Source organism: Streptomyces sp. NPDC096193, assembly GCF_040302905.1.
Taxonomy (GTDB): Bacteria; Actinomycetota; Actinomycetes; order Streptomycetales; family Streptomycetaceae; genus Streptomyces.
Map to the genome: position 1 here is coordinate 23,464 of NZ_JBEOSJ010000031.1, position 15,974 is coordinate 39,437.

Consider the following 15,974-nt stretch of genomic DNA (forward strand, 5'->3'; position numbering starts at 1 on the left):
ACACAAAGTTACTGACGGTAAATCAGGTTTCCTGGCACACGCCCGGGTTACGGAGGGGAAGTCGTGAACCGACGCCACTGTGCCACTGCCGCGATCACTCTGGTCTGCGCTCTGACCGTGCTGGCGTCATCGGGACAGGCTTTCGCCGCCACCGCCGCGCCCGAACCGCCGCCCTCCTCCGGCGCGCCGGCCGTGCCGAAGAAGACGCTGGAGCAGGTCCGTCTCGAACTCGACGCCCTCTACCGGCAGGCGGCGTCCGCGGCGGACGCGTACAAACTCGCCGAGGAGAAGGCCGAGAAGCAGTCGGCCGAGATCGTCAGGCTGGCCCAGGAGACCGTCAAGGTCCAGGCGCGCGTCGACGACCTCAAGAGCCGTGCCGGTGCGGCCGCCCGCGTGCAGTACCAGGGCGGCGGGCTGCCGCCCGAGGCGCAGTTGATCCTCACGGACGACCCGGGGCTGTTCCTCGACGGCATGGGCCGGATCCGGCAGAGCCAGAAGGCGACCAAGGACCTCCTCGGCGAACTCACCCGGGCGCAGGCCGATTTGGCCGCGTACTCGAAGGACGCCGGCGCCCACTGGAAGACGCTGGAGGCGCACCGCGTCAAGCAGGCCGCCGCCAAGAAGAAGATCGACGGCAAGATCGCGGCGGCCAGGAAGATACAGGACCTGCTGGAGAAGGAGGAGCGCGCGCGCCTTCTCGAGCTGGAACGGCAGGCGGAGTACAAGGCGCAGACCACCTGGCTGAGTTCGGGCGCGCTCAAGGGAATCGGCGGCGCGGCGACCGCACAGGGCAAGAAGGCGGTGCGGTTCGCCACCGCCCAGATCGGCAAGCCGTACGTCTGGGGCGCCGAGGGACCGGGCTCCTTCGACTGCTCGGGACTCACCTCGCAGGCGTGGTCGGCCGCCGGCCGCGGCATCCCGCGCACCTCGCAGGAGCAGTGGCGGCTGCTGCCGCGGATCGACGTCAAGGACATGCGGCCCGGCGACCTGATCATCTACCACGCCGACGCCAGCCATGTCGGGATGTACATAGGCGACGGCGCGATCGTGCACGCCCCGCGCCCCGGGCGGAATGTGACCCTCGCGGGGGCGGGTTCGATGACGATTCTCGGAGTCGTACGCCCCGACAAATGAGCCCTTCTCGCCGTCGTACGCCACGGCACCTGAGCGCTTCTCGCCGTCCTACGCCCGGCACCTGAGCACGTGACCTGCGCCACCACCGGGCTCATGGCGCCAACCGCGCTGTGGATCATGCCCAGGGCGTGATGTTCGTCATGGCCCCGGCGTCAACTACCTCCCCATGCGCGGCATATGCCACCGGCTCTATGTCCTTCGCCATTCCGCTACGGCCGGGGCTACCGCTATGGTCCCCGTCGGGCGGGACGTCGATCGGCGTCCTGCCGCGCCCTCGGGGGGAGGGAAGGAAACCGAGTCAATGCCCGTACCCGTACCGCGACAGAGGAACGTCCCCGTCGCGGAGACCGCACACGGCGCCGTCGGCGGCGCCGGAGTCGTCGGCAGCCGCTCCGGCGGCGGCCTCGGCGACAGCGGCCTCGGCGGCTCCACAGGCGTATCCGGCGGCGGCAGCGGTGTCAGCGGCGGCGACCTCACGCTCCTGGTGATCGAGGACGACCCTGCGGGCTCCTTCTCCGTACCCGAGCTGCCCGACACGGCCGGCGCCCGCGTCAAGGTCCGCAGCGCGCGCAACCTCACCGAGGCCGCACGCCTGCTCACCGACGACGTCCACTGCATCCTGGTCGACCTCGCCCTGCCCGGCACCGGCGACGAGCCCCTCTCGCCGCTCAAGCACGTCCTGCGGCTCGCACCGCGCCACGCGGTGCTCGCCCTGACGACCTCCGGCGATGCCCAGCGCGCGGCCGATGCGGTGCAGCTGGGCGCCCAGGACCATCTCTTCCGCGACGAGCTCGACGCCCGGCTGCTCAGCCGGGCCGTGCGGTACGCCGTGGAACGCAAGCGCGCCGACACCGCGCAGATGAAACTCGCTGAGTCCCGGCTGCGCGCACAGGAGAACGCCCGGCTGGAGCGCGGCCTGCTGCCCACCCCCCTGCTGGAGGGCTCGAATCTGCGGTTCGCCGCCCGCTACCGCCCCGGCCGTTCCCGGGCGCTGCTCGGCGGCGACTTCTACGACACCGTCCGCACCCCGGACGGCACGGTCCACGCCATGATCGGCGACGTCTGCGGCCACGGCCCGGACGAGGCGGCGCTCGGTGTGGAGCTGCGGATCGCCTGGCGGGCGCTGACCTTCGCGGGTCTGTGCGGGGACGAGCTGCTCTCGACGATGCAGAAGGTGCTGGAGCACGAGCGGGAGAGCGACGAGATCTTCGCGACGCTGTGCACGGTCGACATCGCCCCCGACGGCCGGCGGGCCGGACTGTGCCTGGCGGGCCATCCGTCCCCGCTGATCGCCCGCAAGGGCAAGGCCGCGCAGCTGCTGCCGTACGAGAACGGCGGCCCGGCACTCGGTCTGCTGCCGCGCGCCCGCTGGCCGCGCCGCCAGGTGGAGCTGGGCGGCGCGTGGAGCCTGATGATGTACACCGACGGGCTGATCGAGGGCCGTGCCGGGCCGGGCGAGAAACAGCGCCTGGGCCAGGAGGGCATGCTCGACATGATCAACCGGCAGCTGGGCGAGGGGCTCGAGGGCGAGGCGCTGCTGGAGTCGGCGGTGTCGGAGGTACGCGAGCTGAACGGCGGCGACCTCACGGACGACGTGGCGGTACTGCTGCTGAGCAGGGACCGGCAGACGGCCTGAGCCGTCGCACGGCGATGCCGTGACGGCGCGAGTGGCCGCGCCGCGGGCTACCTGCCGCCGTTGTAGGGGCCGTACGGGCCGTCGCTGCTGGAGCCGCCGCGCCTGCCGCCCCCGGACACCTGCGCGAGCGCGGGACGCACGTCGACGAAGAAGACGATGCTGGCGATCAGTCCGGCGATCGACAGGAACAGCACGGACACGAACAGGTTCACCGCGACCGTGATGCCCAGGATGATCAGCCAGAAGTTCTTCGTCTGCTTGTCGGCGGCGGTGTAGGCGTCCTTGCGGGCCAGCGCGGCCATGATCAGAGCGGTCACCGAGGTGACCAGGAAGACCAGGTCCAGCACCAGCCAGAGTGTGAAGTCGAATCCCGCGCGCAACATGGAGTACCGCCTCGTGAGTCGTGAAGGAGCGCCTCGCCGCCAAAGCTATCGGGAGAACGGGCCGGACACCTCAATGGTGCCCGGCCCGTTTTTCTCCGTACGCCGTTGCCGGCGCCGCCCTAGTTGGCCGGCGGCGTGCCCGTCTTCTTCGGCGCGGGCTTGCGCGGCCCGCTCTTCTTGGCGGCCGGGGCCGGCGGAACGACCGCGGCGACCGTGGGCTTCGCCTCGGCCGGCTTCGTGACCTTCGGCTCCGGATCGGGCTCGACGGCGACGGCGATCTCGTTGATCTCCTCGGCCGCCTCGCCGCGCCAGGTCTTCACGGTCTGCTCGCCGTGCTCGGCGACCTTCTCGTACGCCTCACGGGCCTTCACGGCGTACTCGGCGGCGACGCCGACGCTGCGCAGGGCCAGGTCCTGGGCGCTCTCGCCCAGCTTCTTCAGGTCGGCGTCGAAGGTGCCGAGCACCTCGGTGACCTTGGCCTGGACGGTCGCCTGGGCCTCCTTGGCCTGGACGGAGACCTTCTCCTGGACAGCCTTGGGGTCGGTGTTGCGCACGGCGTCGATGCGGCTCGGCGCCTCGGCGCGGAGCTGCTCGATCAGCGCGGGGACCTTCTTCGCCTGCTGGACGGCGAGGTCGGCCGTGCCGGCCGCGAAGTAGAGGGGGGTCGGGTCGGTGAGGGTCTTGCGCAGGTCATCGGTGATGGCCATGACTGTGGTCCTCCCGGAACGCAGATTCATTGTGAGGGTGGGTCGGCAACACTGCCGTCGGCCGTGCGGGGCCCTTCAACGTCGGTGTCCTCCGTGACCGCGCCGTCCTCGGCCTCGAATCCGTTCTCCTTGCGGAAGGACTCGTAGATCTGGAGCAGTACGGCCTTCTGGCGTTCGTTGATCGAGGGGTCGGCCAGGATGACGGCACGCGTCTCCAGCTCATCCCGATCCCGCTCATCGAGAATCCCGGCCCGCACGTACAGCGTCTCGGCGGAGATCCGCAGGGCCTTGGCGACCTGCTGGAGCACCTCCGCGCTCGGCTTGCGCAGCCCGCGCTCGATCTGGCTCAGATACGGATTGGACACTCCGGCGGCGTCGGCGAGCTGCCGCAGGGAGAGCTGCGCCGTGCGCCGCTGCTCCCGCAGATACTCACCGAGACTGCCGACGTTGAGTGATGCCATGTTCTCGATGGTGCACACTCGCGCTAACTATTGCAAGCAACTGCTTGCAATAGTGTTCCACGCAACACCCGTACGGCCCTGGGGGCCGCCTACCCGGCGACGGGCGGCTCGCACTCGCACTCCGAGCCTGCCAGAGGTTCGCGGGAGATCCGCCGGTACGCGCCGTGAGAACACCACGGACCGTACGGTTCCGGCCGCTTGCCCGGCCGCCCGCCGCCCTGCTGAGGCCCGTCCTCACCCCGTCCCGAAACCCCGTGCCGTCCGCGATCCGCCCTGCCACCATGGTCCGGTGCACGCCGCCGGGTCGGTGCCCTCGGGACCGACCTCCCGAAAGGACCCACCGTGACCGACGACCGCATCGACCCGCCCATGCGGGGGGACGAGCGCGAGACGCTGCGCGCCTACCTCGACTACCACCGGGCGACCCTCGCCATGAAGACCGAGGGACTCACCGACGACGAGCTGCGCCGCCGGTCGATGCCGCCGTCGACACTCACCCTGCTGGGGCTCGTGCGGCACATGGCGGAGGTGGAGCGCACCTGGTTCCGCCGGGTGATCAACGGCGAGGACATCCCGCTCGTCTGGTCGGACGAGGGCGACTACCAGGTGGCGTACGACGCGAGCCGGTCCACCGGCGCGGAGGCGTTCGCGGCCTGGCGGACGGAGCTCGACCACGCGCGCCGGATCGAGAAGGAGGCCGCGTCCCTCGACGTGACCGGCTACCAGGCGCGGTGGGGCGAGGACGTCTCGCTGCGGCTGGTGATGCTGCACCTGATCCACGAGTACGCGCGGCACAACGGCCACGCCGACTTCCTCCGCGAGGGGATCGACGGAACGGTCGGCGCCTGACCGCCCCACCGGTCGCTACGGGCCGAGTTCGCCCGGCAGCGGGCGGGTGTGCAGGACATCGAGCCGGGACACGGCCCGAGTGAGGACGACATACAGCCGGTGCAGGCCACGGGCCTCCGCCCCGGCGATGGCGGCAGGTTCGGCGACGACGACATGGTCGTACTCCAGGCCCTTGGCCGCCGCCGCGGGCAGCACGGTGACGCGGGCGGCCGCCGCGAGGTCGTCCGCGGCGGCGGTCGCGATGCCCGCCCCGGCGAGCGCGGTGCGCAGCCGGTGCGTGTCCGGCTCGTCCGCGATCACTCCGACCGAGCCGTCGTGCTCCAGCGCCGCCCGTACGGCTGCGACCGTCGCGGTCACCACGTCGCCGACCTCGCGGACACTCAGCGCGCCGTCGCCGCGCAGCGAACGCGCCGGCGGCACGTCGACCCCGAGCGAGGGAACCAGCCGGTTCGCAAAGGCCACGATCGCCGCCGGGACACGGAAGCCTTCCGTCAGCGGGACCACGGCCGCGTTCTCCTTGCCGAGATGGGCCAGTTGCTCGGGCCAACTGCGGGCCGCCCACGGTGTGGTGCCCTGGGCGAGGTCGCCGAGCACCGTCAGCGATCCGAACCCGGCGCGCCGCGCGATGGCCCGGCACTGCATGGGCGACAGGTCCTGCGCCTCGTCGACGACGATGTGGCCGTAACCCTCCGGGCGTTCGATCAGCCCGGCGAGTTCGTCGAGGAGTACGAGGTCGGCCGCCGTCCATCGCGCGGACCTGTACGAGCGCGGAGGCCTGGTCCACCTGATCGCGTCCTGCTCCGCCGCGGTGAGGAGCGGATCCGCGGGGTCGGTGAGCAGGCCGGTGAGAACCTCCTCCGGCTGCGTTCGCGGCCAGACCGCGTCGACGAAGGCGGAGACCGGGCGGGAACGGCTGATCCGCTGCACCCAGGTGTTGCCCATCGGCCCGGCGCGCCGCTCCGCCTGGAGCAGGATCGCCCGGACGGCGCGGGTACGGACGCGTTCCCGTCCGACGGCGTACGGCGGCGCCTGCGCCCGCACCTCGTCGACGATGCGCCGCAGTTCGGGGAGCGGGACGCGCCAGCGGTACGAGCCGTCGGGCACGACGACCGGCGCGGCGGGCGGCAACACCCGTGCGTACAGGGCCCGGTGCAGCACCTCGGCCATCTGGACGTCGTGCTTGACGGCCGCGGCGGCAGCGCTGTCCTGCGCGCGTACCTCGTGACGGGCGATCTCGTCGTCGACGGTCGACTGCCGGACACCGCTTTCGCCGAGCGCGGGCAGGACGGCCGAAATGTAGGTGAGGAAGGTGCGGTTGGGCCCGAGGACCAGCAGTCCGCCGCGCCGGATGCGCTGCGGGAAGGTGTAGAGGAGATAGGCGGCCCGGTGCAGTCCGACAGCGGTCTTGCCGGTGCCGGGAGCGCCCTGCACGCACAGCGATTCGGCGAGCCCGGACCGTACGAGGTCGTCCTGTTCGGGCTGGATGGTGGCGGCGATGTCGCGCATGGGACCGACGCGAGGGCGCTCGATCTCGTCGGCCACGATGGCGCTGGTACGGCTGGTAGAGGGGCCCGGCACGAGGTCGTGTGTGCCGGTGCCGGGCACATCAGCGAGACGTTCGTCCTCCAGGCCGGTCAGATCCGCCGAATCGCCCTTGCTCAACGGCGCCCAGCCGAAACGGCGGCGTACGGCGACGCCGCGTGGATCGCGAGGACCTGCCTGGTAGAAGGCGCGGGAGACGGGCGCGCGCCAGTCGACGACGAGCGGCGGCGCGGAGGGATGTTCGGTGATCCGGCGGCGGCCGATGTGGTAGCTCTGCCCACGGTGTTCGCCGGCGGTCGCCTCCTGCCCGAAGTCGAGGCGGCCGAAGAAGAGCGGGCTGTCCGGCTCCTCGCTCAACGCCTTGGCCCGGCTGCGCAGTTCGTAGCCCAGAACTTCGGCGTCGGCTCCCGAGGCGAAGGCGTTCTCGCCGTCGACGACGTCCTGGGCCGCACCGTCGACCATGCCGGTCAGAGCCGCGCGGCAGGCGTCGTGGAAAGTGCGTTCCTGAGTGAGGGCATGGCTGAGTGCGTCGTCGGGTGCCGTCATTCCATCGAGAATAACGTAACCGAGTTACATTCTTAACCGAGACTCATCCAGGCGTCCGCCCGATGGACCGACCAGTCAGACCTGAGCCCGGTCACACCTGACCGAGACCGTTGCGGAGTTGGGCGAAGGCCAGCCGTGCGGCGTCCTCGGCGGACGGCCGTACCTCCTCGGCGCTCTCCCCTGCCGCGATCCGGCGCCAGTTCTCCTCGGCCAGGATGCGGATGACGGCGACGATCTGCCCGGCGGCGAGCCTGGCGGTCACCGGGACGCCGGCACCGTCCGCGGCTGCCCCCGTCCGGGGTTCTCCGCCGTCGAGCGCCGCCGCCAGGGCCTCCTCGGACCGCGCCTGGTACGCGTACAGCCGCGCCACCAGGCTCGGCGTGCCGTACAGCAGCCGGTGGAAGGCGAGCACCTGCGGGACATCGCTGAGCCCGGTCACGGGGTCGCCGCGGTCAAGGCCGGCGAGGAAGTGCCCCAGCAGAGCGTCCAGCGCCGAGACCCCCGGCTCCCGTGCGGCCACGACGCGGGCCGCCTCGTCCTCGTGGTCGGCGAACCGGTGGAGCGCCAGGTCCTCCTTGGCGGGGAAGTAGCGGAAAAGCGTGGGCTTGGAGACGTCGGCCGCCGCGGCGATCTCGGCGACGGAGACCGCCTCGAAGCCCTTCTCCAGGAAGAGCGCGATCGCGGCGTCCGAGATCGCGCGGTACGTCTGCCGCTTCTTCCGTTCACGAAGGCCCGTCCCACCGCTCATGGACCCGAGCCTACGCACCGCCTCGCGCGGCCACGGTGATCACCCCGCCGCGCAGGGGCCGCCCCGCCTGCGGATCAGCGCCTCCACGCCGTCCAGGATCGTCTCCAGCCCGAAGACGAAATCGGCGCCCGGCTCGTCCGGCTCGAACATCGCCGTGGACTCCATCAGCTTGGCCACCGACGGATAGCGGGCCGGGTCCGCCAGTCGCTTCACGGTGTTGGCCCAGCCACGCATGGCCTCTTGCGGACCGGCGCCGCTCCTGGCGACCGCCGCCGCCAGGTCCGCCGTCAGCAGCGCCTCGTTCCGCACGAAGCCGCCGACCAGCATGATCACCGAGATCTTGTCGCCCTCGTCCAGGCCCGTACCCTCCAGCGCCGCGAGGCCCTGATCCCACCAGGCCACCGAATGGGGCGTGGCCGGCGGGCCGGAGATGGGGATGCGCAGGGCCCAGAGATTGCGGTGGAAGACCTCGCGCTGCGCGCTCGCCCAGGCCGCCATCGCCACCCGCCAGCCCGCGTCCGGGCCGGGCGGCTCGGGGGGCATGCCGATGACCGCCTCCTGCATCAGGATGTAGAGCTCGTCCTTGGCCGCGACGTACCGGTACAGGGACATCGTCGAGACGCCCAGCTCCTTGGCGACCCGCCCCATCGACACGGCGCCGAGCCCTTCCGCCGCCGCCAGGGCGACCGCCGCCGCGACGATCCGTTCGAGGTTGAGGCCGGGTTTCGGTCCCTTCGCCGGGCGGTCCCGCAGACCCCACGCCGCCTCGATGCTGGCGGGCAGCCCGGTACCGCCGCCGTCGCCGCTGGTGTCCGTCATCGCTCTCCGCCTCGCTGCCCCGATCGCTTGACGCACATCCTAGTAATGCGTAACCCTTACGCAGTAGCGCGTATGGCATACGCATAAGGGGGAGCCCGTCATGAAGCAGTCAGCCGCCGTCGAGGCCACCGGTCTCGTCAAGGCGTACGGGAAGGTCGACGTGCTCCACGGCATCGATCTGCGGGTCGAGACGGGCAGCGTCTTCGCCCTGCTCGGCCCGAACGGCGCGGGCAAGACCACCGCCGTCCGCATCCTCGCCACTCTCACCACCGCCGACGCGGGACAGGCACGCGTCGCGGGGTACGACATCGTGCGCGAGCGGACGCAGGTGCGCCGGGCCATCAGCCTGACCGGCCAGTTCGCGGCGATCGACGAGAAGCAGACGGGCGAGGAGAACCTCCGCATGATGGGCCGTCTGAGCGGACTGTCCCGCCCGGCCGCCCGGCAGCGGGCCGCCGAACTCCTCGAACGGTTCGGCCTCTCGGACGCCGCGCGCCGCCGGACCGTCACCTACTCCGGAGGGATGCGCCGGCGCCTCGACCTCGCCGCCGGGCTCGTCGGACGGCCCGACGTGGTCTTCCTCGACGAGCCGACGACCGGTCTCGATCCGCGCAGCCGCGCCGAGTTGTGGCAGGTGGTACGCGAACTGTCCGCCGGGGGCGCGACGGTGTTCCTGACCACGCAGTACCTGGAGGAGGCCGACCGGCTCGCGGACCGTATCGCACTCGTCGACGGTGGCAGGGTCGTCGCGGAGGGCACGGCCGACGAACTCAAGGCCAGGGTCGCGGGCCACCGCCTCGACCTGGTCCTCGCCGACGCGGCGGCGTATCTGCGGATCGAGTCCCACGCACCCGGCCGCTCCGTCCACCGCGTCCCCGAGACCCTCACCGTCGGCTTTCCGACGGACGGCACCGCGGCGGAGGTCCGCGCCCTGCTGGACGAACTCGACCCGCAGCGCCGGGACATCGTCCGCTTCTCGGTCCGGCAGGCCACGCTCGACGACGTCTTCCTCACCCTGACCGGCAAGGAGCCCGCCCGTGTCTGACGCCCTGAGCCGTACGGTGGCGCCCACGCTGACCACCGCCCTGACGATGTCCGGCCGCAGCATCCGCCTGAGCCGGCGCAACGTCGACGCCGTCATCACCTCGATGATGCTGCCGCTGATGATGATGGTGGTCTTCATCTACTTCTTCGGCGGAGCCATCGACACCGGGACGGCGTACGTGACGTACGTGGTGCCCGGCATCCTCGTCCTGTGCGCAGCCTTCGGCGCCTCGACCACGGCGGTAGGGGTGAGCGAGGACACGAAGGGCGGCATCATCGACCGCTTCCGCTCCCTGGACGTCGGCGGCACGGCGATCCTGACGGGTCATGTCGCCGCCAGCACCCTGCGCAACCTTCTCTCCACGGCACTGGTCCTCGCGGTCGCCCTGCTGGTCGGCTTCCGCCCCTCGGCGTCCCCCGCGGCCTGGCTGGCGGCCGGCGGCATCCTGATCGCGTTCCTGATCGCGATCTCCTGGCTCGCGGCGGCGGTGGGCCTGCTGGCGAGGAGTCCGGAGGCGGCGGGCGGCTTCACCTTCTTCATGTCGTTCCTGCCCTACCCGAGCAGCGCGTTCGTCCCGATCGACACGATGCCGGGCTGGCTCCACTCGTTCGCGGACCACCAGCCGGTGACGCCGCTGATCGAGTCCCTGCGCGGCCTGCTGCTCTCCCAGCCGGTGGGCACGACACCGTGGACGGCGCTGGCGTGGTGCGCGGGGATCATGGCGGTGGCGACGGGGGTGTCAGGGGTGCTGTTCCGGATGCGGACGCGGTGAGGACTTGAGCCAGTCGGCATAGACCGCCATCACCCGGTGCAGCGAGGGGACGGCGGTCAGCCGCAGCGGTTCGCGCGCCGCGACCAGGGCCCGATGGACCCGGTTCGCCGCGTCGTGGAACTCCGGGCCGGTGGCGTCGGGCCGGGCGCCGATGGTCTGGGCGGTCCGGACGATGTCCGTGACGACGGACTGGACGCGCTTGTAGTCGAGCAGATGCGGCAGGTCCTTCTCCCAGCCGCGGGTGGCCCCGGTGCCGTCCAGGGCGTCCGCCCACAGCCGGGCGACGCGGGTCTCCCACCCCGCCGTGTAGCGCATCAGATGCAGGTGGGTGGCCAGCTCGTAGAGGGGGTCGCCGATCAGGGCGAGCTCCCAGTCGATGGTCCACAGGTCGCCGGACCGGTCGACGATGAAGTTGTCCCGGTGCAGGTCGCCGTGGAGCAGGGTGAAGGGGCGGTTCGTCAGGACCCGGTGGCCCTTGCGTGGCCGGAGCGCCTCCAGGGCGTCGGACTCGACGCCGAACGCCGTGAACAGCTCGCCGTACGCGGGGTAGTTGTGGCGGAGGACGTCGTCGGTGGTGAACCCGACGAGCCGGTTCAGAAAGGCGCCCGAGTCACCGGGCCGCACACCGTGGTTCTCGTGTCCGCCGGTGCGCCGCAGTCCCCTGAGGTCGTCGGCCGGGACGGCGGCCAACTGCCGGAACAGCAGACCGAGCTGGCGCAGCTGCCGTTCGGTCGGGGAACGGCGGCCCAGCGGGCCGCCTTCGACGAAGCCGGTGAGGACGACGCCCGGAAGGACCTCGTCCTGGACCGGGATCCGGTCGATCCGGTCCTGAAGGACCATCAGGAGCTCGTCCTCGACCTCGAAGCAGCGCCTGTCGAACCACACCACGTCCGGGCGCCGCACCCGCAGCTTGGCCCGCTCGAACCGGCCCTTCAGCGGGACCGGCAGGGGAAAGGCGTACGTCTCGTGGTGGTGGCCCTCCAGCGGACCGATGACCAGCCGGTCGTCGCGGCTCAGCGCGCCGGCCCGCCGGCGAACCTCCGAAGCCGCGTCCACTGTCATCGCTGGTGCCCTTGATGTTCCGGATCAGGAAGTGATCCGAGGAAGCTATCCGTCCAGGAAGTGCCGGGGCGGCTTTTTCGGCAAAGCCTCGCCCCCGCAGAGTCTGAACTCACCCGCTCGAAGCACACTAGAGGCGCCGAGTACCCCGCTCAGCCGATCGAAGCGTGCTGCGAAGTTACAGCAGCGGCGGCCACCCTGTGGCCATCTCCCCGAAGCCGGCCGCAGTTGGCCGCTATTCGACCGGAAGGCCCGCCCCCAGCCCGTCGAGCACCGGCAGCAGCTCCACGATGGTCGAGACGATCGCTTCCTCGTCCGCGCCCGCGGCGATCAGTTCGCGGCGCTTCCCGGCGTTCGGCGCGTACCCGAGGAACGGCACCCCCAGTTCCGCCGCGGCCAGACAGTCCGCGGCCGAGTCCCCGATCATCAGGGACTCGGCAGGAGTCGACCCGGTCGTCTCCAGGGCCCGGCTCAGACAGTGCGGGTCCGGCTTCATCCGCAGCGGGTCGGCGACGCGGCCGTGTATGTGGTCGCCGAAGAAGTCGGCGAGGCCGGCGCGGACGAGGTAACCCTGTGCCGCTCGTGCGGAGTTGTTCGTGGTGACGGCCAGCCGGAAGCTCGCCGCGCCGAGGCGCCGTATCAGCTCGTCCACCCCCGCGGTCGGCTCAGCGCTCAGGGTCGCCGTCACCTCCAGCGTGGCGAGGTGGCGCTCCATCGACGTCACCAGCCCACCGCCGGGGTACTCGACGGCCGCGGCCCGCAGCCAGGCGAGCGGATCGTCGACGGCCTGCGGCTGCGGCACACCGGCCGGCATGTTCCGCGCGATCCACTGCCGCAGGGCGCGTGCCACATCGGATGCCGCGTGCCCGGCGAAGAGGTCGCACACGGGCCCGTCGAAGTCGAAGAGCACGCACTTGGCGGCGGTGAAGAGGCCGGACACAGCGGTCGGGTGCGAGTCGGTCACATCGCTCCGTCCGTCGGGGCAGGGGGGCAGGTCCGGACCGGCCGGTGCCGTCTCCCCATACTGCCCGCAACACCGTTGCCGGAAAGGGTGGTTGACGAGGAGGGCCGGCCCCCCGGATCGCGCCGGGCTCCTCGCGGGGCGGCCGTCGGGTCAGCCGGCGAGGGTGATGTCCGAGGCAAGCGTGCCCCACAGGCCGTCGAACCAAGCCTGCGACTGGATCACAAAGGACTCGTCCCGCGCCTCCCCGGCGCGCTCGAAGGCGAACAGCAGCGAGTCGCTGCCGAGCGCGTCGTAGATCACGGTGGGAGTGTCGTCGATCTGCTCCTCGCGCTTCTTCACCGTGTAGTACGCGAACAGCGCCTCGGAGCCGTTCAGCAGATAGAGCTTCACGGGCGGCGTGAAGGGCAGCGCCTTCAGGGTGACGTCCACGTCGATGCCGCGGGTCGTACGCAGCGCCCGGAGACTCGAGCGCAGGACCTGGCCGTGACTGTTGCGCAGCGACAGCCAGTGCTCGTGGACCTTCCTCTCGTCCGCCGCGTCCTCGGCGGGCCGGGGGAAGGCAAGGTCCAGATCACGCGAGGGCAGCAGCAGCCGGACGGTCACACTCTCGGGGGTGACCTGGCCCGAGCGCATCAGCTGCAACGGGTCGGCGAGCGCCAGATTCAGCGACTCGGCGGTCAGACAGATCGCGTCGATGGTCACGTGCCGGGACCGGAACGCCTCCAGCACCCGCGGCCGCAGCCCGGCGGCGGTCTGCTGCGGCTCCGTTGAGGCCTCGCCCTCCCTCGGCGGCGTGATGCGCGCCGGGGCGCCCCGGACGCCGGCGGTGAGCAGACCTGCGTCCCGCAGCAGATCGAGCGCCTGCCGGATCGCACGGCGCTCGACGCCGAACTCGTCGGCCAGGGTCTCCTGCGTGGGCATCCGCTCACCGGCCCGGAGCCGGCCGGACCGGATGCGCTCGGTCAGGATGTCGGCCACCTCGTGGGGCGAGGGTTTTCCGGTGCCGTCGAGTGCACTGTGCTCATGGGTCACAACAGAACGCTACAACTTCTGACCATCTAGCGGGAGTTACCTGCAAGTTGTTTATGGACTGCAACCAAGTGGGGACAACTTCAATGAAGTTGGTCGCTACTTGGCCGGTAGGTCGAACCGGTCCGCAGTCCGTAGCTCCGCTGCTCCCCGTCCACCGTCGTACGGGTGCCGCTCGCGGACGACTCCGCACATCTGCCGTTCCACTCCCCAGCCCGAGGAGGGATCGCCGTGCCCCTGATCGCCCTTCTTCTCGAGCAGTACGTGCAGCTGCGGTACGGCTTCGTGGCCGCCGTAGGGCTCGCTCTGCTGACCATCGGAGTCAAGGCCGAGAACGCCACCTGCGCCGGCATCGGCGGCATTCTCCTCATCACACCCGCCATCAGCGCCGGCAGCTGACAGACACAACTCTCCCCACACGCACCACCGAGCGCACCAAACGCACCCCGCCCGGACATCACCGCGCGAGCGGCCCCCGCGCCGCGGACGTCACAGGTGTCCGGGCACTCTGACGCCCCGGACGTCAGGAGATGTCCGGGCACGCCCGCGCCGCAGACGTCAGAACATGTCGCGCTTGTCGCGCTTGTCGCGCCTTCCGGGGGGCGCGTCCATCCACGCCTTGCACGCGGCCGTCAGAACGTCGCGCGGATTTCCCCGACCTCGGCCCCGCCGCCGAGCAGCGGCATCCGGCCGATCCTCGCCACCACCGGCGCGTCCACGCCCATCAGACGCAGCGCCCTGGCCAGCACGGGCCCGAGCGCGCGGCTCCCGCCGTCGTCGACCTTGAAGGCCAGCGCGCGACCGTCGTCCAGCGCCACCGCCTGCACGGCCTCGGCGCCCATCTTGGACAGTGCGCCGGGCACCTCCCGCATCAGCCAGGTGTCGGCCCTGCGGGTGCCGGCCACGTACTCCGGGTGCGCCCGCATCGCGTCGGCGACCCGACGTTCGGCCGTGCCGGCGCCGGCGAGCACGAAGGAGCGGAAGGACCGGGCGAGCCCGGTGAGGCTGATCGCCATCAGCGGCGCTCCGCAGCCGTCGGTGCCCACCGCGCTCACCTGCTCGCCGGAGGCGTCCTCGACGACCTGGTGCACCAGCTGCTGGAGCGGATGCACCGGGTCGAGGTAGGTCGTACGGTCCCAGCCGGCCCGGGCGCAGGCAGCCAGCATCGCGGCGTGCTTGCCGGAGCAGTTCATGGTGACCCGGTCACGCACATGCCCCGTGGCGAGGTACGTCTCGGCCTCGGCGGGGTCCAGCGGCAGGTCGGGCGGGGTCCGCAGCTCGTCCGCCGTCAGGCCGTGCTCGGCGAGCATCTTCCGTACGAGATCGAGGTGAAAGCTTTCTCCGGAGTGACTCGCGGCCGCCAGCGCCAGCCGCTCCCCCGAGAGGTCGAGCCCGGCCCGGAGGACCGCGGCCGCCTGCATCGGCTTGTTGCTGGAGCGCGGAAAGACGGGGGTCACCGGGTCGCCGAGCGCGAACTCCACACTGCCGTCGGCCGCGAGGACGACGAGAGACCCGCGGTGATGGCCCTCGACAAAGCCGGAACGTACGACTTCGGCGAGGACCGGCGGTATGGCGGTGCTGGCGGGGGTGGAGCTCATCGTCGGCCTTCCGGGGCGGGAACCCGCTCCCGGCAGGATCGCCTCAGGTGAGCAGGTCGTCTACTTGCGCTTCGCCCTCACGGTACCTGCGGGCGATCTCCGCACTGCAATCGTCCGCCGTGCGCTGCAGCAGCTGTCGGCGGCGCGACACCTGCTGTTCATAGCGGATCAGCTGCCCCATTCCGGCGTGCAGCTCTTCGTCCGTACGGGCGCCGAGGTCGGACAGCTCCACGTCGGAGAGCATCTCGGCCGCGAGCCGCCGGTACTCCTCGCCGTGCGGCGTCGAGAGCGTCACATGGCGGGCCGAGGAGCGCTGCCGGGAGGGGGTGTCGGCGAGGATCTCCGACAGCCGGTCCACCACCGGGGTCTCGGGGTCGGTACGCCGCGCGAGCTCCGCCCGCAGGATGTCGATCCGACCCTGGAGCAGCCGCCGTACATAGCTGAGGTCCGCCTCGTCGCGCTGGGCGTCACGGCGCAGCACCCGCAGCTCGGGCAGCCGCAGCGCGGGGAGGTCGTACTGCGGCGGCTCCGGCAGGGCGTCCGCGGTCCGCTGCTGGGGCGGGCGGGCGGCACGGGCCGCCGCCGGTGGGAATGCGGGAATCGAAACGGGACCCGTCGTCTGCCCGGCGCCAGATGTGCTCATGTGCGTATGTCCGTCCCCTCGACCGGTGCATGGGCTCTC

At 71.5% G+C, this 15,974-nt stretch carries 17 protein-coding genes; 6 read left to right on the forward strand and 11 right to left on the reverse strand.

The genetic code is table 11. From position 1 onward, the window contains the following. Positions 1-63 precede the first annotated feature (63 nt). Positions 64-1,134 carry a C40 family peptidase gene (locus ABTX78_RS31590; RefSeq protein ID WP_352210210.1) on the forward strand — a complete coding sequence of 357 codons (1,071 nt, stop codon included), beginning with the start codon at positions 64-66 and terminating at the stop codon, positions 1,132-1,134. Positions 1,135-1,435: 301 nt separating this feature from the next. After that, positions 1,436-2,770, forward strand: coding sequence for a PP2C family protein-serine/threonine phosphatase (locus ABTX78_RS31595; RefSeq protein ID WP_352210211.1), 1,335 nt, complete (start codon positions 1,436-1,438; stop codon positions 2,768-2,770). Positions 2,771-2,817: 47 nt separating this feature from the next. Here the strand turns inward: ABTX78_RS31595 and ABTX78_RS31600 are convergent, their stop codons facing one another. From ABTX78_RS31600 to ABTX78_RS31610, 3 genes are all read right to left on the reverse strand, one after another. After that, on the reverse strand, positions 2,818-3,153 hold the full coding sequence (locus tag ABTX78_RS31600) for a DUF2516 family protein (protein WP_313945564.1): 336 nt from the start codon (positions 3,151-3,153) through the stop codon (positions 2,818-2,820). A gap of 119 nt (positions 3,154-3,272) precedes the next feature. After that, positions 3,273-3,860: a hypothetical protein gene (locus ABTX78_RS31605; RefSeq protein ID WP_352210212.1), complete on the reverse strand. Its 588-nt coding sequence runs from the start codon at positions 3,858-3,860 to the stop codon at positions 3,273-3,275. Between the two features lie 26 nt (positions 3,861-3,886). After that, positions 3,887-4,321 (reverse strand): helix-turn-helix domain-containing protein, encoded by a 435-nt coding sequence (locus tag ABTX78_RS31610; RefSeq protein WP_352210213.1) that lies wholly within the window; start codon positions 4,319-4,321, stop codon positions 3,887-3,889. 369 nt (positions 4,322-4,690) lie between these two features. Here ABTX78_RS31610 and ABTX78_RS31615 point away from each other — a divergent pair, with 369 nt between their 5' ends. Then, entirely contained in the window at positions 4,691-5,170 is a 480-nt protein-coding gene (locus tag ABTX78_RS31615) for a DinB family protein (protein ID WP_502994023.1), read from the forward strand. Positions 5,171-5,185: 15 nt separating this feature from the next. On the opposite strand, the gene ABTX78_RS31620 is transcribed toward ABTX78_RS31615, so the two are convergent. The 3 genes from ABTX78_RS31620 to ABTX78_RS31630 form a co-directional block, all read right to left on the reverse strand. Beyond that, on the reverse strand, positions 5,186-7,258 hold the full coding sequence (locus tag ABTX78_RS31620; RefSeq protein WP_352210215.1) for a HelD family protein: 2,073 nt from the start codon (positions 7,256-7,258) through the stop codon (positions 5,186-5,188). 91 nt (positions 7,259-7,349) lie between these two features. Continuing rightward, a complete protein-coding gene (locus tag ABTX78_RS31625) occupies positions 7,350-8,006 on the reverse strand; it encodes a TetR/AcrR family transcriptional regulator (RefSeq protein WP_352210216.1) in 657 nt (218 codons plus the stop codon). Between the two features lie 39 nt (positions 8,007-8,045). Beyond that, complete coding sequence (locus ABTX78_RS31630; RefSeq protein ID WP_352210217.1) at positions 8,046-8,825, reverse strand: TetR/AcrR family transcriptional regulator C-terminal domain-containing protein; 780 nt, start codon at positions 8,823-8,825, stop codon at positions 8,046-8,048. Positions 8,826-8,925: 100 nt separating this feature from the next. Between ABTX78_RS31630 and ABTX78_RS31635 the strand changes: the two genes are divergently transcribed. Then, on the forward strand, positions 8,926-9,870 hold the full coding sequence (locus tag ABTX78_RS31635; RefSeq protein ID WP_352210218.1) for an ATP-binding cassette domain-containing protein: 945 nt from the start codon (positions 8,926-8,928) through the stop codon (positions 9,868-9,870). 46 nt (positions 9,871-9,916) lie between these two features. Next, positions 9,917-10,642: an ABC transporter permease gene (locus ABTX78_RS31640; protein ID WP_352210248.1), complete on the forward strand. Its 726-nt coding sequence runs from the start codon at positions 9,917-9,919 to the stop codon at positions 10,640-10,642. On the opposite strand, the gene ABTX78_RS31645 is transcribed toward ABTX78_RS31640, so the two are convergent. From ABTX78_RS31645 to ABTX78_RS31655, 3 genes are all read right to left on the reverse strand, one after another. After that, the gene (locus ABTX78_RS31645) at positions 10,610-11,704 is read right to left on the reverse strand and encodes a phosphotransferase (protein WP_352210219.1); all 1,095 of its coding nucleotides are present in this window, start codon (positions 11,702-11,704) and stop codon (positions 10,610-10,612) included. The two genes, ABTX78_RS31640 and ABTX78_RS31645, sit on opposite strands and share 33 nt — an antisense overlap. A 232-nt stretch (positions 11,705-11,936) precedes the next feature. Beyond that, entirely contained in the window at positions 11,937-12,665 is a 729-nt protein-coding gene (locus ABTX78_RS31650) for an HAD family hydrolase (protein ID WP_352210220.1), read from the reverse strand. Between the two features lie 150 nt (positions 12,666-12,815). After that, the gene (locus ABTX78_RS31655; protein ID WP_352210221.1) at positions 12,816-13,697 is read right to left on the reverse strand and encodes a GntR family transcriptional regulator; all 882 of its coding nucleotides are present in this window, start codon (positions 13,695-13,697) and stop codon (positions 12,816-12,818) included. A 228-nt stretch (positions 13,698-13,925) separates the two neighbouring features. Here ABTX78_RS31655 and ABTX78_RS31660 point away from each other — a divergent pair, with 228 nt between their 5' ends. Then, on the forward strand, positions 13,926-14,093 hold the full coding sequence (locus tag ABTX78_RS31660) for a hypothetical protein (protein ID WP_352210222.1): 168 nt from the start codon (positions 13,926-13,928) through the stop codon (positions 14,091-14,093). A 233-nt stretch (positions 14,094-14,326) separates the two neighbouring features. Here the strand turns inward: ABTX78_RS31660 and ABTX78_RS31665 are convergent, their stop codons facing one another. Both ABTX78_RS31665 and ABTX78_RS31670 read right to left on the reverse strand, forming a co-directional pair. Next, positions 14,327-15,292 (reverse strand): asparaginase, encoded by a 966-nt coding sequence (locus ABTX78_RS31665; protein ID WP_352210223.1) that lies wholly within the window; start codon positions 15,290-15,292, stop codon positions 14,327-14,329. A gap of 43 nt (positions 15,293-15,335) precedes the next feature. Beyond that, positions 15,336-15,935 carry an RsiG family protein gene (locus ABTX78_RS31670; RefSeq protein WP_352210224.1) on the reverse strand — a complete coding sequence of 200 codons (600 nt, stop codon included), beginning with the start codon at positions 15,933-15,935 and terminating at the stop codon, positions 15,336-15,338. Positions 15,936-15,974: the final 39 nt, after the last annotated feature.